Consider the following 24,077-nt stretch of genomic DNA (forward strand, 5'->3'; position numbering starts at 1 on the left):
GATCAGGCCCTTTGTTACCGAACGATCGAAGGGGTGAGATGGTTTAATCTCTGCGGTATGTTGGATGAACAGCACTTCGATGATGTTTTCAGGTGCAGGGCTGCTGGCATACGTATTAAGCTGCGCACACACCCAGATGGACATTTGCAAGCGTTCTTTCACCCTGACGATCACCATCTTGTACAAAAAATGCTTACTTCCAAGGAGGCGTCCAAATGAGCACTAACATTACTGCAATTATGAAGCTTCTTGAGTGGGTTGATACAAAAACACGGGCAGGAGCAACAGTAGAAATTGCAGTTACTCAATTCGCATCGTCATACACTATCGTAAGGGTTGATGAAAAATATGTAGCTAGGCTGGAAGATATCAAAATAGGGGTCTTCAAAAGTTTATGTCTAGCAAAATCAGCATGTCAGAAAGATTATGAGTGTCGGTTGGCGCAGGGGTGTGAACCAGAAATCTTCTGGAAGTTTAAACTGATTGCAGAATGCCCTAGACAGGCAGGCACTGTCTATATGCTCTTGTCGCCTCAATATGAGCCAATGCTTGTTAAGCCTAAAGGCAATAGTGTCTGGTCTATGATGCCATTGGGGCAGGAAACGTCTGCTGATGGATACACCCACTACGCCGAAATACCAGCCTGCGAGGTGCGATCATGAAAATAAAAACCCACGAGTTGAAAACACTGCCTTGCTATTTTGATGCGGTAATGGATGGGCGCAAAAATTTTGAAGTCCGTCTAAATGACAGAGCATTTCAAACTGGCGATCTGGTTAAGCTGTTAAAGATGAATGATGACGGCACATGCTACGATACATTCAAAAGCTCTACAACACGTCGAATAACCTATCTATTACAGGGCGGTCAGTATGGCATTAAGGCACGTTACTGCATTCTTGGTCTTAGCCGTGACGAGGTGCAATCATGAGCCATTCAGAGCGTTGCACAAAGCCTGGCTGTGGAGCATTGAAAATTATTGGACAGCCATGCCGAGATTGGGACTGCCCACAAAAGCTTTTAACACCGAATGAATACAAAGCCCTTGTTGCCGAAAACGCCGCATTGAAACAGCGCATCAAAGAAATAGATAAACGTTTAGAGTTTATTGAAAACAACGATGTCTATTGGAATATGGATGACCCTGATGAAACAGGAAATTCACCAGAAGAGATAGCCTGCAATAATTCACTCGATAAAGAAGCCTATATGAAATTTGGAGGCAAAAAATACGTCGAGGGCTTCATTGCTTTCACAGCCACAGAACTTGATGATGAGGGCAATCCTTGCGATTGGGAGCCTGTTTATTGTGGAAACGAGGAAGATGCTGCGTCTTGTTGGAGATTGTCTGTTTCCGCCCTACAGGAGAGCCAGCCATGACACTGACAGATAATCAAAAGAAAGCATTATCAGAAATTAAGGCAAGTCGTGTCTATAAAAGAAGATATGGCTATGGTGCATGGCGCATAAATGATGCGGTCAGCCCTACAGTAGTTGGGCGTTTATTATCACTAGGTCTATGTGAATGGCACGACAACGGAAATGTTGACGGCACAAAACTTGCTGTACTCACGGCGTCTGGACGCGCTGCACTGGAGGACCATGATGCCGGTCTGCAAATGAAGGAAGGTGGATAATGTCACGTAAAGCCGCAGCTTATACACAGGCTGATATTCGCCGTATTTGTGCGGGCGCGAAGCTTGAAGGTGCGCCAGTTGTCCACATTACTTTTCCATCAGGTGTTAAATTTTCAATTCCGCTGGACAAGGAATCAGCGATTGACGATTATATGGATAAGACCTCAACGAAAAGTGAGGACTTCTTCACGCTATGAAAAACAGGGATGATATGGCGCGACCACGACCACCATACTTGCAGAGGCAAGTTGACCGGCACGGAAACGTTGTGTGGTATGTGCGTATTCGCCCTAACCCCCGCATTCGCATTTATGGGGAATATGGAAGTCCTGAATTTATCAAAGCCTATAAAGCGGCTGTAAATGGTCAAGAGTTGCCGACTATTCGCGTTGCCAGTCATTCACTTGAATGGCTTATCGAGCAATATCGAAAGAGTTCTGATTGGTTATCTCTATCAATGGCGACCAGAAGGCAAAGAGAAAACATTTTTTTGCACGTGATTAAGAAGGCTGGCGCTAAGCCTTACAAAGACATTACACGAAGGATAATAATAGCTAGCCGTGATGAAAGAGCGGATACACCGGCACAGGCTGGAAACTTCTTAAAGGCCATGAACGGATTGTTCAAATGGGCTATTGATGCTGAATATGTCACAGACAACCCTTGTGCGGGCGTAAAAGCTCCAAAGCTGAAAAGTGTTGAAGGCTTTGAGGCTTGGAATGAAACTGATATCGATAAATATGAAAATAAATGGCCCGTAGGTACGAAAGAGCGCGTTTGGCTTCATGTCCTTTTATATACCGGATTGAGGCGAGGGGATGCCGTTAAGATTGGCAGGCAGCACGTGAGGGACGGTGTAGCAACAATCAAAACAGAAAAGAGCGGCTATAAGACCGAGGTGACATTGCCTATTCTGCCAGTGCTTCAACAAACACTTGATGCAGGGCCGACAAGTGATCTGGCTTTTATTTGTGGGGCCAACAGGCAACCTTTGACCAAGGAATCGTTTGGGAATTATTTCAGGGAAGCGTGTAACGAGGCAGGCATTAAAAAGTCTGCTCATGGTGTGCGCAAGATAAGTGCGACACGGGCAGCAAATGCAGGCGCTACTGTGGCACAATTAAAAGCCTTATTCGGATGGGAGGCTGATAACATGGCCGCGCATTATACGAAATCGGCAGATCGGCGCAGACTGGCAAAAGAGGCTATAAGAAAACTTGAAAAATAGAACAAAAACTGAATGTCTATGCCCCCACCTTTTACCCACTTGCCCTCACCTAAAAAATAGACAAGTTAAAACAACGGGTTAAAAGTAATAAAAACGGGGATGGTGCCCAGAAGAGGACTCGAACCTCCACGCCTTGCAGCACAGATACCTGAAACCTGCGCGTCTACCAATTCCGCCACCTGGGCAACGGGCTTCATCTAATCTGAACAATCAATTCTGTCAATCGCATTCGTAGATAATTCATCCTAAATGTCGAAAAGCCGGATCAATTGTTGATCCGGCTTCAAACCATTTAATTGTCTAAAACTTTTTTATGGGCAATCGTTGAATCCGCGTTAAGTTCGTAAACGATCGGGACTCCTGTTGCGAGCTCTTGTTTCACAATCTCTTCACCGCTCAGTCCTTCTAATGCCATAATCAGTGCCCGCAAGGAATTTCCATGGGCGGCAACAAGCACAGTTTGCCCACGCAAAACATGCGGTTGGATATTGTACATGTAATAAGGCCAAACACGCGCGCCGGTATCACGCAAACTTTCTCCGCCGGGTGGCGGCACATCATAGGAGCGCCGCCAAATATGGACTTGCTCTTCACCCCATTTTTTACGGGCATCATCCTTATTTAGCCCCGACAAATCGCCGTAATCACGCTCATTGAGGGCTTGGTCTTTGATGGTCTTGAGATCGGGTTGTCCCATCTCATCAAGTATATGCTGGCACGTAGTTTGAGCGCGGTGTAATGCGGACGTGTAGGCGATATCAAATTTAAGCCCTTGTGCCTTCAACTTTTTTCCAGCAGAAATTGCTTCTTCATGACCTTTTTCAGTAAGGTCAGGATCCTTCCAACCCGTGAACAGGTTTTTTAAATTCCACTCACTTTGACCGTGGCGTACTAATACCAATATGCGCGACATTCTGTTCTCCTTATCGGCTTATAGCTTTATGATGTTTTAATCGTTCAGGCCCAGGACGTCGAGCATTGAATAGAGGCCTTTATCTTGCTTTTGAGCCCATAACGCAGCTTTGACAGCTCCGTCCGCAAATATTGAACGCTCTTGTGCCAAATGCGACAAGACGATCCGCTCATTTTCACCAGCAAAGATCACAGAATGATCTCCTATAACTGTTCCGCCCCGCAATGCCGAAAAGCCAATTGAGCCACTCTTTCGCGCGCCTGTGAAGCCATCACGCCCACTTACCTTCACCGCGTTCAGGTCGACATTTCTGCCTTCTGCGGCGGCTTCACCCAGTAAAAGTGCTGTTCCAGATGGTGCATCGACTTTTCTTCGGTGATGCATTTCACATATTTCGATATCATAATCTGCAGCGTTAAGTGCTTTGGATGCTTTTTTGACCAAACCAACTAAGAGATTTACGCCAAGGCTCATATTGCCTGATTTCACAATAGTAGCATGCGCTGCTGCTGCTGCAATTTTGCGCTCCTCATCATCATTGAAGCCTGTTGTGCCTATAACATGGACAATTCGCGCTTGTGCGGCATAGCCTGCGTAAGTAACGCTGGCTTCCGGTAAGGTAAAGTCAAGCACGCCTTCTGACGTAGCAAAAGCAGCCAAAGGATCATCGGTTATTTTGATTCCGCAAACCTCCACCCCAACGAGGTTTCCGGCATCTTGGCCGACAAGCGGCGAGCCTTTACGGACAATAGCTGCGGATAGTTCTGCACCCTCAATTCGCTGTATTGCAGCGATAAGCTCGCATCCCATTTTTCCATTTGCGCCCACGACTGCCAACCGCATAATTTTCTCCTGCAAATAATGATGACGGTATCATTACAGTGAAATTTTGCTGTCGCAAAAACTTTTTTATTACTATGAAAATACTGGTTTTATTTTTCGCTATGAATCTATGAAAATCGCTTGCAAGATATGGCGGAAATGATGGTGTGTCTTTTAGACGGCAAACAACGCACCGACGATAGAGGAATTTGATGCGTTGTTTTATTTGTTATGGTACTAGATCGCAGTTCTTCTGTTAATCCAAAGAACCGGTTTAGAACTGGTATTTGAGCTTGATACCGCCCCCACTACCTTGGCGTTGTCCAGCATAGGCCTGTCCGTTGACATCAAGGCTCAACGCCTTGTTGCTGGCAATCGGCTGAAGGCTGAAGCCAGCCTCGAAAATACCCGTGCTGCCCTCCAATGATGGACGGTCGAGATTGAACTCATACGCCTTCGCCTTCACCTCGCCATCAAACTCATATTCATAGACAGCACCAATGTAAGGCTTGAACTGTTCGCTATAGGCATAAGCATAACGGCCACCAAGCTGAATGCGTGAACTCAACGAGCTGTCAAAGTGAAGCGGCTCATTGGCGACAGAAACATCATCACCATCCATATGCGTCCATAGATAACGACCATAGACATCAAGCGCCTGTCTTTCATCGAAGTTGAACACATAGCCACCGGCAACATGGCCACCATAATAGGTCACTGAACTATCATAAGAACCACGATAGGCACCGGTGAAATTACCCAGTACATCGGCATTGCGCCCGACATCGAATTCACTCTTGGCGCGACCGGCACGAAGCGAGGCTTCCACATAAAGACCATCGGCCTGATCGGCGGCAAGCTGGCGCACACGGCCAAGACCGGTGCCTGCAAAGTCAATACGACCGAAGATGCCACCACCCTTATAGTTGCTATCACCATCACCATGCACAGAGGCAAAGTTGGTAAAGCTGTTATAGGTATCATAGGTGCCACGGCCATATTCAAAGAAGGCGCCCACTGTTGCCTTGTGACCTGCTGCAAAGTCGAAGCCTGTGGCAAGACCGACCGCCATGTTGAAGCCGTCAATATCCACATGGCTGCCTGTCTTATAACGCTGCGATGAACCATTGGCGATCATGAACGGTATGAGGGCAGGGCTATTGCCTGTACCTTGCGATGAAACCTGCAAACGAATATCACCAAGTTGACTGCTGATCAGGTCGCTGCCCTGATTGACAAAGCCAAGCGCTGCCGCACGGCCTTCTGAATAAGATTTCGATTGTGGATTCAACTTCGCTGCTGAACCTTTACCGTTGACCCCGTTTCCAACAGTTGAACCGTTTTTGCTATCCACTGTCAAAGTGAGTGCTCTATCGCCACTATTCTGCTGTGCCAGTGTTGCACCGTAGATGACGAAATTGCCTTGTTTAATAGTGTAACTCTGTGAAGCAAGGTTGCCTTGTGTCTTGTTGATCATGGTAACCGTATCGCCAGTGTTAAGGCGATTACCATCAGTAGCCATATCGGCTACCGTGTGTTTGGTATTGGTGAGATCAACGGCGGCACCGCTATTGGCGATTGTCACAAGCACATCGCCATTCTTCACATCACTTGGCAATGTCCAATTATAGGTCTCAAAATTGTAGATACCAGAAACAGTTCCGCGATAGCCTAACAGATTCAGTGTGTTGCCGGTAAAAACGTCCGCACTGCTCAATGAGCCATCACCATTGACGCTATAACCACCATAAACTGCTCCAAAGGAGGTCATGTTGTTGCTGCTGTCACGTGTGCCGATTTTTATTTGATCACCTTCGAGCGTTATCGTATTACCGGTGACAATCCCGCCGACGCCCTGCTGGCCGCCATCACCGACACTACTTCCCAAACTATAGCCCCCATACACGTTGCCTGAGAAAAATGAGGCGCCGGAAATCTTGATTTTGTTGTTAGATACTTTACCACCGCTTCCGCCGACACTGCCTCTGCCATCGCCATCGCCACTAGCGCCACCGACACTGACACCACCATAAACGGAACCGCCCAACAAACCATCGGCGCCTTTCCCTGCATAAGTTCCTACGTCGCCGCCTAGACCACCATTGGCTCCAATCAGTGTAACATCTTTAAGGATTATTGTATTTTGATAGACGTCGCCGCCATTTCTGCTTCCATATGCTCCAAGGCCGCCGGCACCTGCAATACTAAGCCCGCCGACTACCGAACCGCCACCCATACCACCTGCTCCAGAACCGCCATCGAAGCTTGAGGTCCCGCCTTTTCCGCCAATTCCACCTTGGAGAATAGAGTTTGTCAGGGTAATCGTATTGTTATAGACCGCTTGACCATAGCCGCCGTCCATAATGCCTCCAGCACCACCAATACTGGCGCCGCCGAATACGGAACCGCCCCCCATACCGCCGACACCGCCGCCGCTTTGACTATCGCCGCTGCTACCGCCGTTGCCGCCTTCACCACCTCGTAGCGATACATTTTTCAAACTTATTACGTTGTCATAAACATTCCCGCCATCTCCACCATTGCCATTACCACTATTCGTCTTATTGGCCCCACCTAAACTCAAGCCACCTAAGATGGTAGCGCCGCCCAATCCCCCAAGGCCTCCGCCACCAATAGTATGGCCGGCAGACAGTTCGCCGCCCGTTCCGCCCGAACCACCATTTGCGCCGACCAATGCCGTATCTGATAACGAAACCTTATTATTGAAAACATCGCCACCATTGCCACCATTGCCTGCACCGCTCGAACTATCGTCAGGACCCTCTGAGCCGACACTTACACCGCCAATTGCTGTGCCGCCTCCAACACCACCCAAACGGCCGCGATTAATTGCATTAGGAGCATTTTGACCGCTCCAGCTATAGGCAACGTTGCGTATGATGACTTTATTGTTTGATATATTGTCGCCATCCGCACCATTTCCATTCAGTGTATAAGATTGGATGGCTATGCCGCCATAAACGACATAAGGTGCATTGATCGATCCTGTAGTATTCCATTGCCCATTTTTTCCATCAGCCGTCGTGCCGTCGATGGTAATTGCAATATTCGATTGGCTAATAGTCGATATAAAGCGCTTATAATTGTTTGATGATCCTGTAGGGTCATATTGCAACAAGTTTGTGTTGGTACCGTCATACAAAGTTTCCGCATGTGAGGATTGAACCAGCGCAACGTTTGCCAAGAGGCCACCTATGGTCGCTGCAATTGCAAGCATAGAGGTGGAATTTTTGAAATGAAAACCAACGACCAAATTCATCTGAATCCCCGCATAAAAAGATACAAAAAATGACAATTTCCTTAATAAAACTGTCAGCTCTACAAACTGGGTTGCACGCCAGGATATATGCAACCAAGACGCAAGACGGGCCATGAAATCATATTGGCAAAACGCTTTTGCCAAGACATTTTAAAAAGCCCAGTGTGACATTTTTGCTATTTTTTGGATTTTTAGCTTGAATGGGACGTCCAGAAACGGTCGGTCTTATCTAAAAGATAACGCTCGGGATGACGAACGTAACTATCCATACCAACAAGAGCAGCGCGTGGATGTGTCATGATGACAGTCGCCGTTTTTTTTAAAACATCTTGATGAGGAGATTTATTTTCGAAAATATTGCGAAATTCTCTATGATTGATGACATTGGCAAGTTTAGGAGTAATGCCGCCTCCAATATAGACCCCACCAAGCGCTTTAAATGTAAGTGCAAAATCACCAGCCAAACGTGCAAGATAGGTGAGAAAATAGACAACCGTTTCATGGGCTTGCCGATGAGCTGTTTCAAGCGCTGCCGCAGTGATGGCGTCGGGGGTGCTAAAGTCCGCCATCTTACCATCAACTTTGCAAATGGCGTTATAGATATTCACCAGACCGCGGCCGCTTAATAACTCTTCAGCACTGACGCGTTCACTGCCTTTTTTAAGGTAGGGAAGCAAGGCTAAATCGCGTGCACTCTGCGGCGCAAAGTCAACGTGACCACCTTCGCCGGGGAAAGGAATGAACTGGTCGTCAAGATGAATAAGGCCCGCAACGCCAAGGCCGGTTCCAGGGCCAAGAATAACCTTTGTCGCCTCCATGACCGGTTTTACTTCGCCGATAGGCTGAAGATATTTTTCCGCGAGGGCCGTCGTGGCCAATGCCTGTGCTTCGAAATCGTTGATGACAAATACCTGCTGAAAACCGAGCTCTTCAATCAGCTCTTGGGGTTTGATTGTCCAATGCGAGTTGGTCATGGCTATTTCGCTGCCATCAACGGGCCCGGCTATGGCCAAGAGCAGCGATTTTGGTTTGACTTTGCTAGCTGAAAGTATCTCTTGAGCGATTGCCGCATTGATTGATGGGAAGTCGGCAACGGCAAGATTGGAAAAACTCTGTTCTTTATCAACCGCATTCGGGATGATCGAGAAGCGTGCATTCGTACCGCCAATATCGCCGATTAAGACCGGAAAATTCAAAGGCATGTCACGCATCTCTCATCCTCGCTTATGGTTGGCGATCGGGTGCAGCAAGCACAGCGGCGCAGGCTTGCGGCAAGTCAGATACCATAACCTCACGCGGTTTTTTAGGCGGGGTGGTCGTCTTTTTGGGAGGCTTTGCAGGTGCCCATGGTTCACTGGTAAACCACCATGCAAGGCTCTTATCGCAGCCATCACCGGGAGCGACGGCGGCCTGCGGTTTACAATTGGCCGAACCCGGCTGACATTTTATGCGAATATGAAAATGCCAGAAATGCCCATAATAGGGGCGCACTTTGCCAAGCCAAGCGCGGTCACCTTTGACCGTTTCACAAAGTTGTTTCTTGATACCCGGATGCACGAAAATACGTTCTACCTGCGGATTGGTTGCGGCGTTTTTGATAAGTGCGGTGCGGGCAGGGGTCCACTTTTTAGGATCGGCATAAAGTGAGTTGGGTTTTAACATGGAAATGCCCTGCATTGTCTCGCGCTCTTCACGCGTCAGACGATGGTCCGGCATCGGAGTGAGCCAGATATCTGCATCCAATCCTACCTGATGGGATGCATGGCCGTTAAGCATCGGGCCGCCGCGCGGTTGCGAAATATCGCCGATCAATAATCCCGGCCAGCCGTCCTTGGCAGCATCCCGAGATAATTGTTCAAGAAACTGGATCATCGCCGGATGACCCCAGTTGCGGTTGCGTGATAGCCGCATGACTTGCCAGTTTGGCCCATCAATAGGCAGTGGCTGTGCGCCGGCCAGGCAACCCTTGGAATAAAAGCCGATAGATTGCGCGGCTGTGGCGGAGGGCCGTTCAACATGACCAAAGGCCTGCTTTGCGGGCTCATCTGCCAATGCGGCCGCCGTGGACAGGAACAAGCCAGCGAGTAGGATAGCTGCCGATTTTCTTATAGTCGTCAATGCTCCAGCCATTGGCTTATCCTCCAGCATCATTGCCAATTATCCGTCAGCCACATTGTATCCAGTGCGGTGCGATAATCGGGGTGTTTTAATCTATAGCCGGTTTTTAAAAGTTTTTGATTGGAAATCTTTTTATTGTCACCGTAAAATGATCGCGCCATCTCGGAAAGCTGAGCTTCTTCAAAAGGTATTTCCTCCGGTGCTTCTACGCCCATCAGATGCGCAGCGTAGCTGATGACGTCTTGTGGCGGTGCCGGTTCATTATCGGAAAGATTGAAGATGCCGCTTTGTCTGGCTTTGGCAAATTGGTCAATAACGCCAGCAATGTCATCGCTATGGATGCGGTTGAAAACCTGTCCCGGTTTGATGATGCGATGTGCTTTGCCTTGTTGAAGTTTTATGAAGGCATTGCGGCCCGGACCATAAATTCCGGCCAATCGTAATATCGCTATGGGAATGTCCCTGGGTTTGGCAAATTGTATCCATTCCGTTTCGACATTCAGGCGCATTTGATTGCGCAGCAAAGCAGGACGGCAAATCGCATTCTCGTCAATCCACTGCCCCTGATGATCGCCATAAACACCGATCGTCGATAAATAGCCAATCCATTCAAGCTTTTTCATTGCAGCAAGCAATGCAGGTTGGTTGAGTACGCAATCGCCATTGCCGTCGGGTGCAATCAATATAACAAGATGGGTGGTTTCGGACAACTGATCAAGCAAGTCGGTAGACGCTGTCGGTTGCGAAAAAAGCAAAGGCTTGATGCCGGCTTCGGCAAGAGCAGGAAACTTGCTTTCACTGCGCGTCGTGCCATAGATCAGGGCGTCCGATTGCTTTGCAAAGGCGCGGGCACTGAAACCGGCACCAAAAATCATGAAGCGCATAATGCCATCTCCCATTCCGCGACGACTATTGGATCCGTGTGCAGTGTGGCATAGCGTTGTCGTAATGTCATGACATATTCGGTTGATGTCAACTGCCTGATCGCCCACACCGCCATGCCGGACACCAATGGATTTGGATCTTGCAACAATTGTTCGATCTTATTGAGCAGCGTGATGTCGCCGCTATTTCCAGCTGCAATCAGGCAATTGCGAATGAACCTGTCGCGTCCTATCCTTTTGACCGGGGAAGCGGTGAAAAATGTTCGAAATGCTGGATCGTCAAGCTCAAGCAAATCTGCAAGGGGAGGGGCGAGCAGATCAGCACGCGCTTTTAATTTCATTTCATGGGTTTGGCGGGCAAATTTGTTCCAAGGGCAAGCCGCCAGACAATCATCGCAACCATAAATGTGGTTTCCGATCGGTTTTCTGAATTCCTCCGGTATCTGTTCTTTCAGCTCGATCGTGAGGTAGGAAATACAGCGGCGTGCATCCAGCTGATAAGGAGCAGGAAAAGCTTGTGTCGGACAAGCAGACATGCATGCATGGCAGGAACCGCAACGGTCATGATCGCGATGGTCATAGGGAAGGTCGATATTGGTAAAAATCGAACCTAGAAACAACCACGAACCGAAATCGCGACTGACGAGATTGGTATGTTTCCCCTGCCAGCCAAGACCGGCAGCCTGTGCCAATGGTTTTTCCATAACCGGGGCGGTGTCGACAAAAACCTTGACATCGGCTTTAGCACGGGCGGCAAAACGCGAGGCAATATGCTTTAGCCGCCCCTTGATAACGTCATGATAATCGCGGTGCCGGGCATAGACGGATATATTGCCGCACGCATCAGGAACAGGGTTTTCACGCGGGTCAATCTCAGGCCCGTAGTTCATCGCCAATACAATCACCGATTTGGCTTCTGGCCATAGGTTTGTCAAAGCAATACGTCGTTGTGCCGTTTCGCTCATCCATTCCATGGTTCCATGATATCCGAGATCCAGAGCATCAAGCAAGCGGACGCCCGCATTGTCACTATATCTATCGGTTATGGCGATTGCATCAAAGCCTTGCGCTTTTGCTTCGTCTTGCAGAAAGGATTTCAGCCTTAGCTGGTGCTCAGAAGTCAAGATCGGCATAGTGGGCACTGGGGGCAAGTCCCCTGATACGGTCATTCAGCAAAGGCCTGAAAGCCGGACGTGACTTTATCCGCATATACCAGTCACGGGCTGCGGGAAACTGTGTCCACTCTACTTCGCCCATAAAGTCGAGGACTGAGAGCGATGCAGCTGCTGCAAGGTCGGCATAGGAAATCGATGTTCCAGAAAGCCAATCACGGGAAGCGGCAAGCCAGTTCAAATATTTCATATGGGGGCGAATATTGGCGCGGGCGTTACGCAATGTTTGAGAATCGGGGGCGCCGCCCCCCATTGCAAGCGGCATTTCACGCTTGTAAATTCGTTCGCGAACGATATGCCGTGTCACTTCACTTTCGAACTTGCCCAAGAACCAATCGGTCAAACGGCGCACTTCCGCACGCTCCAACGGATTTTCCGGGAAAAAACGTTGGTCCCTGCGCAGGCTGCCCCTTGTTTCATCCAGATATTCATAGATGACATAAGCGCCACAAAGGGGGATTTCCCGTTCTGCCAACAAGACCGGCAGGCTTCCCGCCGGATTGAGCACCAGAAACTCGCGGCGGCGTGCCCATTCATGTTCTTCAATAAGGTTGGTCGCCACGCCATATTCGTTTAAAATAAGCCGTGTAAAACGGGAGGCGGAAGACATCGGATGATGAAAAAGCGTCAGCATGGCTTACTCAATGATGGAATTTCTAGTTTAACGTCTTATAAAGCCCATTGGCGCTAAGGACAAGAAACGGAGCGTCACTAGGGCGAACATGCCATAGCCATGCTTAACCACGTGTTAATGGAAGAAAGTGGAGCCATTATGGAATTTGCGCAACTATTCAAGTCAGCAATCCTTGGATTGATTGAAGGACTGACAGAGTTTATTCCGGTGTCCTCTACCGGCCATCTGGTTTTGTCGGGCCATTTTCTGGGGTTCCATTCTACCAATAATACGTTTGAAATTCTTATCCAGCTTGGTGCAATCCTTGCAATCCTGACCGTTTATTCGGCTAAACTGACCCGTATTGCATCGGCAATCCCACATGATCCTGCTGCGCGCCGCTTCGTCATCGGTGTGCTGATCGCTTTTCTTCCAGCCGTGGTTATAGGTGTGTTCGCACACGGATTTATCAAGTCTGTTTTGTTGGAATCACCCAAAACGATCTGCCTTTCGCTGATCATCGGCGGGTTTATTCTATTGTGGGTCGATAGGCTTCCCTTGAAACCGCGCTACCACGATGCAACGCGATATCCATTGTCAATGTGCTTCAAGATTGGTCTTTGCCAGTGTGTCGCGATGATACCGGGCGTCTCGCGTTCTGGTTCGACGATTGTCGGGGCGCTTCTTATGGGCGCCGACAAACGCTCGGCTGCGGAGTTTTCCTTTTTTCTTGCAATGCCGACGATGTTGGGTGCCTTCGCTTATGATCTTTTAAAAAACTACAAGGTTTTGACATGGGATGACGGTGCATCCATTGCGATCGGTTTTATCGTCGCCTTCATTTCGGGTGTTTTTGTTGTACGCAGACTTCTCGACTATGTATCAAGCCATGGTTACAGTTTCTTCGCTTGGTGGCGGTTGGTTGTCGGCTTCGTCGGCTTGGCTGCTTTGTTCATCTGGGGATGATCAGAAAATGACAGGTCTGCATCACAAATAATGGTGCAGGCCATACCAATATGCCCATTGGTGAAATCTGTTGTCCATTGTAGGTTTTTTAGGCAATACAATGGAGCCGTCGTAAATCTTATTCGGTAATGACCTGTAAAATTGCTGCGCGCAACTGTTCCAATCCAAAACCTTTTTCCGATGATGTCGCCAGAAGCTCCGGAAATGCCGCCGGACGCTTAAGGATAGCCAAACGTGTTGTCTCTATCAGTTTTTCAAGCTGTGAGGGCTTGATCTTGTCGCCCTTGGTCAAAACGATCTGATAAGAAACAGCGGCCTTGTCCAAAAGATCCAAAACATCAGAATCGTTTTTTTTGATTCCATGGCGTGAATCAATCAAGACGTAAACGCGTTTCAATGTCGTGCGGCCGCGCAGATAATCGAATACCAAACGCGTCCATGCATCTACCTGTGCCTTGGGTGCTTCTGCAAAGCCGTAGCCCGGCATATCCACCAAAGCCATAGGCGGCATATCGTCAACCTCACCACTGAAGCCATCGGGAACGAAATAATTCAATTCCTGTGTACGGCCGGGTGTGTTGGAGGTACGTGCCAGCCCTTTATGGCCGACAAGCGCATTGATCAAAGACGATTTGCCAACATTGGAACGCCCAGCAAAGGCGATTTCCGGCGGGCCTTCGGGAGGAAGAAATTTCATCGCCGGTACACCGCGGATGAAAACCCAGTTGCGGGCAAAAAGTCCCGCGCGTGCAGGACTGTTTGTCACCTTACTTTGCCTCTTTTTTCGGTTTCTTTTTGAAAAGACCTTTGAGATTGTCCCAAAGCTCGATCTTGGCACCTTGACGTTTCATGATGATACCTTGCTGCGTAATCGACAAGGTGTTGTTCCACGCCCAGTAGATCACCAGACCAGCGGGGAAAGACGCCAACATAAACGTAAAGACAACCGGCATCCATGTGAAGATCATAGCCTGTGTCGGATCTGGAGGTGTCGGGTTCATACGCATTTGCAAGAACATGGTGACGCCCATGATCAGCGGCCAAGCGCCAATCATCAAGAAAGCCGGTACATTATAGGGCAGTAGACCAAAAAGGTTGAAGAGCGATGTCGGATCCGGCGCGGCCAAATCCTGAATCCAGCCGAAGAAAGGCGCGTGGCGCATTTCGATGGTGATATACAACACTTTATACAAGGCGAAGAAGATCGGGAACTGTACCAGCAATGGCCAACAGCCAGCCAGCGGATTGATCTTTTCAGTCTTGTAAAGCTGCATGATCGCCTGTTGCTGCTTAACTTTGTCATCCGCATATTTCTCACGGATTTCCATCATGGCAGGCTGCACAACTTTCATGCGTGCCATTGACTTGTAGGACTTATTGGCAAGCGGGAACAGAATTGCCTTCAAAATAACCGTAACAAGAAGGATGGCGACGCCGAAATTGCTCGTTAATTTATAGAGCATATCGATAAGCGCGAACATCGGCTTGGTAATGATCGAAAACCAGCCCCAGTCGATCAGCAATTCGAATTTCAGAATTTTGAGATTGTCCTGATATTTGTTGATAGCTTCGACGCGCTTTGCACCGGCGAAAAGATGATTGGTGATCGTTTTGGTTTCGCTGGGGGCGATTGTCATAGCCTGACCGGTAAAATCGGACTGGTAATGCGTGTTCAAACGATCAAAATAGATGAACCGGCTGGTATATTCCTCATCTTGCGGAGGAATAGCGGCAACCGCCCAGTATTTATCGGTGATGCCGATCCAGCCGCCTTTGACATTGCTGAATGCCATTTTCTTTTCATTTTGAGCATCGGGCTTGAGGTCTTTCAGGGCCGAATATTTTTCAGCCTGCATTCCCTCATCGCCGGCAACACCAATCATCCCTTCATGAAGAAGGTAGGTTGCACTGGCATGCTCAGGCGGGGCTGCACGTGCAACACGCGCATAAGGCAGGATATCCACAGCAGCTGTCCCGCCATTGGTAACGCTATCGGCGATGGTAAACATGTAATGTTCATCGACAGATATGGTGCGGCGGAATATTTGCCCCTGACCATTGTCGAAAACCAAAGTGACCGGGGTTGTCGGTGTCAGCTTGCTGTTGTCGCCTTCAACTTTCCATTCGGTGTTGAACTGTGGCAAAGCGCCAGCAGGCAGAGCTTTGCCGGTGAAGCCGAATTCTGCGAGATAAGTGGTGGTAAAACCATTTGGATTAAGCAGCGCAATTTCAGGGCTTTGTTTATCGACCGTCAAACGATAATTTTTGAGCAGCAAATCATCAAACTGGGCGCCAACGAGATTGATTGAGCCTTTAAGTTCAGGGGTATCGATTTCGACGCGCTTTGACTGTGCAAGGGCGGCATCGCGCGCCTGTGGCGTCATGTCGATGCCTGCAAGATTTTCAGCACCGGAAGATTGCGGCGGTGTCGCTGTCCCGGTATTTGCTGTCGGGACGGCCTGATGCTCGGAAGCCTGCTGCTGTTCAAGCTGGCGTGCGATTTCCTGGGCTTTCTGCTGGTCAGCATTTTTGGGTGCGACATAGAGAAATTGCCATGCAAGGATTATAAGAAAGGACAATCCAATGGCGATAAAGAAATTGCGATTATATTCCATTAGCAGCGGTCCTGTTGCAGTTTTCAGTGTTCATGTTTTTTGCCCGATCCGGCGGTTCAATTCGCGGGTCAGGCGTTCGAAAGGCGCGTTGAGAGCATCAGGGCGCGCCACAATGACATAGTCTGTTCCAGCGTCCATGTCACGCGTTAATCCAACCCTTAAAGCTTCACGCAGCCGCCTTTTGATGCGATTGCGTTTTACAGCGTTGCCATTTTTACGCGTTACGGTGAACCCCACACGCGGCGACGTTTGCTCGACAATTTCGGCTGGAAGATCGCGTTTCTTCACTTCAAGAAGAAAGAACGGACCACGCCGTTTTTCACCGGTGCGAAGAGCCAAAAACTCCGCTCTCTTACGAAGGCGGAGGGGACGTTTCCCGTTCATAGGAAAAACTTTGCTGGCTGGAGGGATATCGATTGCCATAAGCTTGAATATCGCCTCCGTTTTTTTACCGGACAATGACGGGCAGAAAAACGGTTTGCCATTTTCCCGACTGCTCCGGATCAAAAATGTTAAGCGGAAAGACGCTTGCGTCCGCGTGCACGACGCGCTGCAATAACTTTGCGGCCACCGGGTGTTGCCATACGGGCGCGAAAGCCGTGGCGACGTTTACGGACGAGTTTGGATGGTTGATAAGTACGTTTCATTTATTTGACATACCGCGGCGTGCGGCCCTTCTTGGTTCGATGCGGCGGTTGCCCGCCTGATTGAACAGTTTTGTTTGGTCTGTAACGATACAATCGAGACAGATTGCGGGCTTATACGGGTTGGCGGGCTTTGAGTCAATTGCTGATACGATTTTCTCCCATTCGGATCGCGCGTGAATAATCAATACGTGGAACATCGTTTTGCGGTGCAATACGGGCGTCCTGCACAGTCTGCTCCAGCGGTTTTTGTGTATCAATCATCTTATGGTTATAGAGATAGGCCGGAAGCTGGCCGGAAAAGAGGATGCGCCAATCGAGCGGAATTCCCGGGTCAAGAATGCGCGCCATGTCAAAGACCACAGTCGTACAGTTTGCCGTCAGCGTATTGTAGAAATGGGCTTTATCGGCAAGCGCATTGGCGGTGGTGACATAAGTGAGAAACAGTTCGCGCATCTTCTCCTTTTCGACCTTCAGCGGATAGCGATAGACGTTTTCTTTGCGAATATCGGTTCTGAGCTTAATAATGTCTTCTTCGGTTGCGGCAATCATTGCAAGTTCGAACTGTTTGAAGAAACCGCCAATTGCGGAAAAGCTTTCACCCTTTTCACGTCTTATTTCTGCGGAAAACACCAAATGGCGGCCATCGGAAAAGGTGAATCCAACGAGCGTATGGGCGATGTAGGGACCCATCCAATAAGAAAGATAGATATCCATCCCGACGATCGCGTTGGCATCATAGGTGCCCGATATCCATTTTTCGTGGGCTGTCTCGGTGGTTATCCAATCGAAATCACGAATATTGACCAGATACACTGTGTCGGGGCTGTTCCTGTCGATGCTGCCCGATACGGTATGTGCCAGCTCGGGCGCCCAATCGCGCTCAAGCGATGGCCGGATTGTCGCCCACCAAACGGCGAAGCCACAAAACATCAGGATGAGCAGTATACGCGACGTCCAAGCTTTGCGCCACTCATTGATGAGGCCATAGACGCCAGCTGCCGACCAGAGCACGGCGACGATGATAAAAGCGGTTTTGCCGCCTGGAAGTTGATACCAAAAGCCGAAAAGGCACCACAAGAGACCTAGAAATGCCAAAAAAGTCCAAATCACGCGTAGGAAATTACGAATGAAAGTCATGAACAGCATCTCCAGTCTTTTTTTTGGTAACCATATTAAACGGTATCGGTTGTATTTAAAAATATTCAACCTATGATTGTATTATGGTCGGGTTAGAACATAGGTTTCAGGCATGGTGCCAGCATGGTAAATGACAACTGCATGATCACGAAAGGTCTTATGCAAACGATCCGTGAATACGTTTCTTCACATAAACATGTCAATCGTGTGTTATGTGTCGAGGCCGCTTGCAGGGATATTCGCTTGTTGAATGAAGGGGCCAAGATACCGGACGATATGCTGCGGCAAATCATATGCCGTGAGGCTTTCCGGTTTGGTATGGTTTTACATTTCGAACATGATTGCTGAATTTTATAAACACTTCTGACAGCATCAAAGCGCTTTTTGTCGCATCATTGTCACAATGATGCTTCAGGTTGGCAGCGTAAGGTTGAATTCTATCCGGAATTTATTTTTTTTAAACCACTTTGCGTCAAAACAGAGCCATGAAAAAGCGTATTCTTTCTTGTCTGGTAATAGGTCTGCTGGCAATGTCCGGCTTTGTTTCGCACGCCTTTGCGGAAGCTTCCAGAGGTGCTGTGCTTTCCAATGCGACATTAAGTGCTGAAACGCAAAGTGATTCCGCACGTGGATTAAGCACGCACCGGACAGGAATATTGAAGCAACACAAAGATCCTATCGTAAAGAAAGATACGGCGATGCAGGATAAACTCGTCCATCACAATCATTTTCGTTATCGCATTGACCATCCAGCCAATCCTTCGGGAGAGATTATCGTTTTGCTGCATGGCTCAGGCGGCGATGAAACGACGCTGTTTTCTTTTGCGCGCCCGATATGGCCGCGGGCAACACTGGTTGGTATTCGAGGACGCTTGGTTCAGGATGGCGAAACGCGTTGGTACAGAAAGATTACGCCGACGAAGTTTGACCAGAAAGAAGTTGTCAGTGAAGCGGATGCATTTGTCAAATTTCTTGTAAGCCTTGGCGATGGCGTTGAATATGACTTGTCGCGTACCACTTTTGTCGGCTACTCGAATGGCGCAAATCTGTTGGCAGTGATTATGATGGAGCATCCCGATCTTGTGCGACGTGCCATTTTAATGCGGTCCATGCCCGTTTTGGACGATATGCCCAATGAAAATCTCAGTAAAACGCGGGTGTTGACCATATCCGGTAAGAAAGACGTGCTTTATTCGCCTTTCGCACCGGCCTTGTCGTCTTTGCTGCGTGCAAGCGGTGCCAAGGTGGAAAGCCATATGGTCGAGGCCGACCATATGATTGGTCAGGCAGACGCCGATATTATCCGTCAATGGATCGGGACGCAGAATTCGGATCGGGTTTCCATCAATACCAAACCGGTCGCGCGATAGCCGGTTGACGTTTTGCCTTGCCGCGCGATATTGATCACTAAAATCCAGCGTATATGCAGGAAGGAAAAAGCGTGGTAAGTATCAGCCGTGATGCTGTTCTGGAGCAGTTGAAAAAAGTCAAAGGCCCGGATTTCGAAAGTGACATCGTTTCACTTGGGTTGCTTTCAGAGATATTTATTGCCGATGGCAAAGTATTTTTTTCCATCACTGTCCCTGATGAAAAAGCGCAAGCCTTGGAGCCATTGCGTCAAGCTGCTGAAAAAGTGGTCATGTCGATCGAAGGCGTCAAAGCGGCTATCGTGACCTTGACGGCGGAGAAAAAAGCGGGCGATGCTCCGCGTCCGGCCGAACCGAAGAAAATTGTGGCAGAATCGGCTGGTGCGCATGGGCGTGCGGCGCCCCCGGCAAAAACTCCTGTTGAAGGTGTCCGGCATGTTATTGCTGTAGCATCGGGCAAAGGCGGGGTTGGCAAATCTACGACCGCTATCAATCTTGCATTGGCGTTGCAGGCTGAAGGTTTCAAAACGGGCTTGATGGATGCTGACATCTACGGCCCTTCATTACCGCGTTTGACGGGACTTATCGATGAGAAACCGCGGGCTGTTGATGGCAAAAAACTGGAGCCTTTGGAAAAATTCGGTTTAAAATTGATGTCGATGGGATTTCTTGTTGATGAAGAAAAGCCCATGGTCTGGCGTGGCCCAATGGTGATGTCTGCTGTGACGCAGATGCTGCGTGATGTTCTTTGGGCGCCATTGGATGTGCTTGTTGTTGATATGCCACCCGGAACAGGCGATGCGCAACTGACCCTTGCGCAACAGGTGCAGTTGACCGGTGCCGTCATCGTGTCCACGCCACAGGATCTGGCATTAATTGATGCCCGCAAAGGTATCGAGATGTTCGTAAAGGTTGGCGTTCCTGTGTTGGGTGTTGTCGAAAATATGAGTTATTTCATCGCCCCCGATACGGGTACGCGATATGACATATTCGGCCATGGCGGCGCCCAGCAGGAAGCACAGAAGCGCGGCGTTCCCTTTCTTGGCGAAGTTCCGTTAGATCCCGATCTGCGTGCATTGTCGGACGCCGGTACACCGATCTTCGTAACCGCCCCTGAAAGTCCTCACGCAAAAGTCTATGCGCAAATGGCGCGGCAGATCAAAGACAGCCTTTCATAAACTGTGTTTTGCCAATCGCCTCAACCTGTGGTAAGCGGTATCAAACAATCGGAGTGTTTACATGGCATTTGAAGATATTAAGGCTGAAATAGCGCTGCTTTTCGACGAAATGGTCAATAAACCGCAAGATGCCCATGAAATTGAAATGGCATTGCGCGAAAAGCTTAATATCTTGAAGGCAGAAGGGATGCCCCTTCCAGACGATCTTGTTGCACTGGAACAGAAACTTGAAAAAGATTTTGATTCTTGAACGGGTGGCGCATGACTAGACAACGCTTAATTCTCAGCTCTGGTATTATCGCGGCCGCAGGGCTACTTTCTGCCTGTACACAACAAAATGGTGCAAACCCATCCGCTTCATTGACCGATGCAACTTCAGCGGCGGCAATGTCGGCAAAGATGGGGACAATGACCACACCGTTATCCTACGGCTATTTGCTGGACAAAAAAATTCCCGTCCCTTCATTCAAAGAATTGGCGTTTAACGGGAAAGCAGCAAATCCCGCCGCACTCGCGACAAAAGATGCGATTATCACTGCATCTACGCCCGTTACCCTGCAACAGGCAACACCCGAAGTCGAACAGCTCATTTCCAAATATTCTTTAGCTTACAATGTGCCGGAGCGTTTGGTGCGCCGCGTTGTCAAGCGCGAAAGCAATGGTAATCCCGGTGCGCGTAACGGGCCATATTTCGGCCTTATGCAAATCACCCATCCGACTGCCAAGGGCATGGGCTATGCGGGTGATCCGAAGGGATTGCTTGATGCGGAAACCAATTTGCGTTTTGCAGTCAAATATCTCGCAGGAGCTTATAAAGTTGCTGAAGGGGATGAATCGCAGGCCGTGCGTTTATACGCCCGCGGTTATTATTATGACGCGAAAGCCAAGGGGCTGCTTGAGGAAACCGGTCTGCGTGACGGGCCCAATGCCCCGGACACTGCTTTTGAAGCCATAGAAAATGTCGCACCACAGCAAACCAGTGCCAGCACCGGCAACGGTACTGTGGTTATGCCCGCCTCAGGTTTAAAAAATAACGGAACATGATTTTCGTTTATGACGATGGGAAACCTGCTTCACATTGCCGCGACCGGTGTGAAGGAGGCTTTTCTTATGTCGGGCATTGTGTAAAACCCTATAAAGAAAATGGAGATTCTTAATGGTGAGTGCAATGCGCGACCGATTGATAGTGGGGTTGGATGTAGCCGAAATCGGCCAGGCTGAAAAGCTGGTGGGGCAATTGGGCGATACGGTCAGCTTTTATAAAATCGGTTATCAGTTGCTGTTTGCCGGTGGCTTGGAATTTGCCGGTGATCTCGTTCGTTCGGGAAAAAATGTCTTTCTGGATATGAAATTGCTCGATATCGATAATACGATCGCAAGCGCCGTTGAAAATATCGTGAAATCTGGCGTCGATATGTTGACACTCCACGCTTATCCCAAGGCGATGCGGGCGGCGGTTGCCGCCGCAAAGGGAAGCGACCTTTGTCTTCTGGGTGTTACCGTTCTGACGTCCATGGATGCCGAAGATATGAAAGAGGCAGGCTATAACGATACGCCTGAAACAATGGTTCTCAAGCGTGCCAAACAGGCCCGCGAAGCCGGAATGGGCGGCATTGTAGCCTCTGCGGCAGAAGCTGCATCATTACGCAAGCTTATTGGCCCGGATATGGCTCTGGTAACGCCGGGTATTCGCCCGCAAGGCAGCGACAAGGGCGACCAAAAACGGGTGATGACACCTAAGGATGCAATATTGGCGGGTGCAAGCCATCTTGTCGTTGCCCGTCCGATTGTTCAGGCCGCAGACCCTCTGGCCGCTGCCAAATCCATATTAGCCGAAATGGAGCTTGCACAACCCTGAGCGCAAAACTTGAATCAACAGTCCAAGGTGCCTCCTCGACCGAATAACCTTAATGATGGATGAAGCTGATGTATGAAGATCGTATCCGCAATGCTGCGTTGAGAAACAAAATTGTTTCAGCCGAACAGGCGGCAAGCCTGATTAAGGATGGCATGACGGTTGGCATGAGCGGTTTTACCCGTGCCGGCGATGTCAAGGAAGTGCCGATTGCAATGGCAAAGCGGGCCAAGACCGATCCTTTTAAAATCACTTTGATAACCGGTGCTTCGCTTGGTCACGATGTCGATAAGATATTGTGTGAAGCCGGTGTGACGGCGCGTCGTATGCCGTTTCAGGTTGACGCGACACTACGCGCTGCGATCAATCGTGGCGAGGTTATGTTTATCGACCAGCATTTATCCGAAACGGTAGAACAGCTTCGATCCAATCAGATCGCACCCATCGACTATGCAATTGTTGAAGCTCTCGCGATCAACGATGATGGCGGTATCATCCCGACAACATCCATTGGCAATTCGGCAAGTTTTGCCATTTTAGCCGATAAAATTATTGTCGAGATCAATACCAGCACCAATCCGGCATTGGAAGGGTTGCACGATATCTATATCCCCACCAAGCGTCCCTCGCGCGAGCCTATTCCGGTTCTGTCCTGTGAAAGCCGAGTGGGTTTGCAATATGTGCCGGTACCGCCAGAAAAAATTGCTGCCATTGTTATCACCAATCAGGAAGATAGCCCGTCTTCCGTGTTGCCCGCAGACCATGAAACCAATGCAATTGCAGGGCATTTGGTCGAATTTTTCAAAAATGAAGTCAAACATGGCCGTCTTGATATGACGCTCAATCCATTGCAAGCAGGAATAGGCACTATTGCCAATGCGGTTCTGACCGGATTGGTCGATAGTCCGTTTCATAACTTGCGGATGTATAGCGAGGTGTTACAGGATTCGACCTTTGAACTTTTTGATGCTGGCAAACTCGACTTTGCTTCTGCATCTTCCATAACGCTAAGCGAGGCTTGCGCAGCCAGGGTGTTTCCGAATATCGAACGTTATAAAGATCGTCTGATCCTGCGCCCGCAGGAGATTTCCAACCATCCTGAAGTTATTCGTCGTTTAGGCATTATCGGCATCAATACTGCTTTGGAATTTGACATCTATGGCAATGTCAACTCAACCCATGTCAGCGGTACACATATGATGAACGGCATTGGTGGTTCGGGAGATTTTGCGCGTAATGCCTATATTTCCGTCTTCGTGACCAAATCCATAGCCAAAAACGGTAAAATCTCATCGGTTGTTCCAATGGTCACCCATGTCGATCATACGGAACATGATGTCGATATTCTGGTAACGGAGATAGGGCTGGCAGATCTACGCGGATTGGCGCCACGTGAGCGTGCGCCTGTCATTATTGAAAATTGCGTCCATCCGAGCTATCGGGACAAATTGCGTGATTATTTCGAACGGGCTTCGAAAAACCATGGTGGACAGACACCCCATCTGATTGCGGAAGCATTTTCCTGGCATACGCAGCTGGCTGAAACCGGCACAATGCTTTAATGCGTTTCGGGTGTTACTGGTATGGGGCGGTAGATATTGATTTTGTGTGGTGTCGCGCGTCTCACGCGAAAACCAGCGTCTGT

Annotated in this window: 26 protein-coding genes and 1 tRNA gene; 13 read left to right on the forward strand and 14 right to left on the reverse strand. The window is 49.1% G+C overall.

The features are described 5' to 3' along the window. Positions 1-215 precede the first annotated feature (215 nt). From ACYSNS_RS09875 to ACYSNS_RS09900, 6 genes are read left to right on the forward strand one after another with little or no spacing between them, the layout of a single operon-like run. Entirely contained in the window at positions 216-662 is a 447-nt protein-coding gene (locus ACYSNS_RS09875; protein WP_461722991.1) for a hypothetical protein, read from the forward strand. Beyond that, on the forward strand, positions 659-931 hold the full coding sequence (locus tag ACYSNS_RS09880; protein ID WP_461722992.1) for a DUF3850 domain-containing protein: 273 nt from the start codon (positions 659-661) through the stop codon (positions 929-931). Before ACYSNS_RS09875 ends, ACYSNS_RS09880 begins: the two co-directional genes overlap by 4 nt. Beyond that, complete coding sequence (locus tag ACYSNS_RS09885; RefSeq protein WP_461722993.1) at positions 928-1,380, forward strand: hypothetical protein; 453 nt, start codon at positions 928-930, stop codon at positions 1,378-1,380. Before ACYSNS_RS09880 ends, ACYSNS_RS09885 begins: the two co-directional genes overlap by 4 nt. Beyond that, the gene (locus ACYSNS_RS09890; protein WP_461722994.1) at positions 1,377-1,637 is read left to right on the forward strand and encodes a hypothetical protein; all 261 of its coding nucleotides are present in this window, start codon (positions 1,377-1,379) and stop codon (positions 1,635-1,637) included. Before ACYSNS_RS09885 ends, ACYSNS_RS09890 begins: the two co-directional genes overlap by 4 nt. Next, entirely contained in the window at positions 1,637-1,834 is a 198-nt protein-coding gene (locus ACYSNS_RS09895; protein ID WP_461722995.1) for a hypothetical protein, read from the forward strand. The genes ACYSNS_RS09890 and ACYSNS_RS09895 overlap by 1 nt, the downstream gene beginning before the upstream one ends. Positions 1,835-1,848: 14 nt before the next feature. Beyond that, the gene (locus ACYSNS_RS09900; RefSeq protein ID WP_461723064.1) at positions 1,849-2,865 is read left to right on the forward strand and encodes a tyrosine-type recombinase/integrase; all 1,017 of its coding nucleotides are present in this window, start codon (positions 1,849-1,851) and stop codon (positions 2,863-2,865) included. Positions 2,866-2,965: 100 nt separating this feature from the next. Here the strand turns inward: ACYSNS_RS09900 and ACYSNS_RS09905 are convergent. The 9 genes from ACYSNS_RS09905 to ACYSNS_RS09945 form a co-directional block, all read right to left on the reverse strand. Further along, positions 2,966-3,050, reverse strand: a tRNA-Leu gene (locus ACYSNS_RS09905). A gap of 107 nt (positions 3,051-3,157) precedes the next feature. After that, complete coding sequence (locus ACYSNS_RS09910) at positions 3,158-3,778, reverse strand: 2,3-bisphosphoglycerate-dependent phosphoglycerate mutase (protein WP_461722996.1); 621 nt, start codon at positions 3,776-3,778, stop codon at positions 3,158-3,160. A gap of 36 nt (positions 3,779-3,814) precedes the next feature. Further along, complete coding sequence (dapB, locus tag ACYSNS_RS09915) at positions 3,815-4,621, reverse strand: 4-hydroxy-tetrahydrodipicolinate reductase (protein ID WP_461722997.1); 807 nt, start codon at positions 4,619-4,621, stop codon at positions 3,815-3,817. A 253-nt stretch (positions 4,622-4,874) separates the two neighbouring features. Then, positions 4,875-7,880 (reverse strand): hypothetical protein, encoded by a 3,006-nt coding sequence (locus ACYSNS_RS09920; RefSeq protein WP_461722998.1) that lies wholly within the window; start codon positions 7,878-7,880, stop codon positions 4,875-4,877. Between the two features lie 191 nt (positions 7,881-8,071). Continuing rightward, entirely contained in the window at positions 8,072-9,091 is a 1,020-nt protein-coding gene (gene glk / locus ACYSNS_RS09925; RefSeq protein WP_461722999.1) for a glucokinase, read from the reverse strand. A 13-nt stretch (positions 9,092-9,104) separates the two neighbouring features. Beyond that, on the reverse strand, positions 9,105-10,010 hold the full coding sequence (mepA, locus tag ACYSNS_RS09930; RefSeq protein WP_461723000.1) for a penicillin-insensitive murein endopeptidase: 906 nt from the start codon (positions 10,008-10,010) through the stop codon (positions 9,105-9,107). Positions 10,011-10,027: 17 nt separating this feature from the next. Continuing rightward, positions 10,028-10,882 carry an SDR family oxidoreductase gene (locus tag ACYSNS_RS09935; RefSeq protein ID WP_461723001.1) on the reverse strand — a complete coding sequence of 285 codons (855 nt, stop codon included), beginning with the start codon at positions 10,880-10,882 and terminating at the stop codon, positions 10,028-10,030. Further along, on the reverse strand, positions 10,870-12,051 hold the full coding sequence (gene queG, locus ACYSNS_RS09940) for a tRNA epoxyqueuosine(34) reductase QueG (RefSeq protein ID WP_461723002.1): 1,182 nt from the start codon (positions 12,049-12,051) through the stop codon (positions 10,870-10,872). Before queG ends, ACYSNS_RS09935 begins: the two co-directional genes overlap by 13 nt. Beyond that, a complete protein-coding gene (locus tag ACYSNS_RS09945) occupies positions 11,996-12,688 on the reverse strand; it encodes a glutathione S-transferase family protein (protein WP_461723003.1) in 693 nt (230 codons plus the stop codon). Before ACYSNS_RS09945 ends, queG begins: the two co-directional genes overlap by 56 nt. A 138-nt stretch (positions 12,689-12,826) precedes the next feature. Here ACYSNS_RS09945 and ACYSNS_RS09950 point away from each other — a divergent pair, with 138 nt between their 5' ends. Further along, complete coding sequence (locus tag ACYSNS_RS09950) at positions 12,827-13,633, forward strand: undecaprenyl-diphosphate phosphatase (protein WP_461723004.1); 807 nt, start codon at positions 12,827-12,829, stop codon at positions 13,631-13,633. Positions 13,634-13,751: 118 nt separating this feature from the next. Here ACYSNS_RS09950 and yihA read toward each other — a convergent pair whose 3' ends face one another. The 5 genes from yihA to ACYSNS_RS09975 form a co-directional block, all read right to left on the reverse strand. Next, complete coding sequence (gene yihA / locus ACYSNS_RS09955; RefSeq protein WP_461723005.1) at positions 13,752-14,399, reverse strand: ribosome biogenesis GTP-binding protein YihA/YsxC; 648 nt, start codon at positions 14,397-14,399, stop codon at positions 13,752-13,754. Position 14,400: 1 nt separating this feature from the next. Continuing rightward, the gene (gene yidC / locus ACYSNS_RS09960; RefSeq protein WP_461723006.1) at positions 14,401-16,248 is read right to left on the reverse strand and encodes a membrane protein insertase YidC; all 1,848 of its coding nucleotides are present in this window, start codon (positions 16,246-16,248) and stop codon (positions 14,401-14,403) included. A 30-nt stretch (positions 16,249-16,278) separates the two neighbouring features. Beyond that, complete coding sequence (gene rnpA, locus ACYSNS_RS09965) at positions 16,279-16,632, reverse strand: ribonuclease P protein component (RefSeq protein WP_461723065.1); 354 nt, start codon at positions 16,630-16,632, stop codon at positions 16,279-16,281. A 128-nt stretch (positions 16,633-16,760) separates the two neighbouring features. Beyond that, positions 16,761-16,895, reverse strand: a complete 135-nt coding sequence (rpmH, locus tag ACYSNS_RS09970) for a 50S ribosomal protein L34 (RefSeq protein ID WP_290075897.1) — start codon at positions 16,893-16,895, stop codon at positions 16,761-16,763. A gap of 135 nt (positions 16,896-17,030) precedes the next feature. Next, entirely contained in the window at positions 17,031-18,032 is a 1,002-nt protein-coding gene (locus ACYSNS_RS09975; protein WP_461723007.1) for an Lnb N-terminal periplasmic domain-containing protein, read from the reverse strand. Positions 18,033-18,517: 485 nt separating this feature from the next. Between ACYSNS_RS09975 and ACYSNS_RS09980 the strand changes: the two genes are divergently transcribed. The 6 genes from ACYSNS_RS09980 to ACYSNS_RS10005 all read left to right on the forward strand — a co-directional run bounded on the left by ACYSNS_RS09980 (position 18,518) and on the right by ACYSNS_RS10005 (position 23,994). Then, positions 18,518-19,402, forward strand: coding sequence for an alpha/beta hydrolase (locus tag ACYSNS_RS09980; protein WP_461723008.1), 885 nt, complete (start codon positions 18,518-18,520; stop codon positions 19,400-19,402). A 71-nt stretch (positions 19,403-19,473) separates the two neighbouring features. Continuing rightward, a complete protein-coding gene (locus tag ACYSNS_RS09985) occupies positions 19,474-20,577 on the forward strand; it encodes an Mrp/NBP35 family ATP-binding protein (protein WP_461723009.1) in 1,104 nt (367 codons plus the stop codon). A gap of 61 nt (positions 20,578-20,638) precedes the next feature. Beyond that, positions 20,639-20,827 carry a hypothetical protein gene (locus ACYSNS_RS09990; protein WP_461723010.1) on the forward strand — a complete coding sequence of 63 codons (189 nt, stop codon included), beginning with the start codon at positions 20,639-20,641 and terminating at the stop codon, positions 20,825-20,827. 11 nt (positions 20,828-20,838) lie between these two features. After that, positions 20,839-21,621: a transglycosylase SLT domain-containing protein gene (locus ACYSNS_RS09995; protein WP_461723011.1), complete on the forward strand. Its 783-nt coding sequence runs from the start codon at positions 20,839-20,841 to the stop codon at positions 21,619-21,621. Positions 21,622-21,733: 112 nt separating this feature from the next. After that, positions 21,734-22,435: an orotidine-5'-phosphate decarboxylase gene (pyrF, locus tag ACYSNS_RS10000; RefSeq protein ID WP_461723012.1), complete on the forward strand. Its 702-nt coding sequence runs from the start codon at positions 21,734-21,736 to the stop codon at positions 22,433-22,435. Positions 22,436-22,503: 68 nt separating this feature from the next. Then, on the forward strand, positions 22,504-23,994 hold the full coding sequence (locus ACYSNS_RS10005) for an acetyl-CoA hydrolase/transferase family protein (RefSeq protein ID WP_461723013.1): 1,491 nt from the start codon (positions 22,504-22,506) through the stop codon (positions 23,992-23,994). Positions 23,995-24,077: the final 83 nt, after the last annotated feature.

This window comes from Bartonella sp. LJL80, assembly GCF_054871565.1.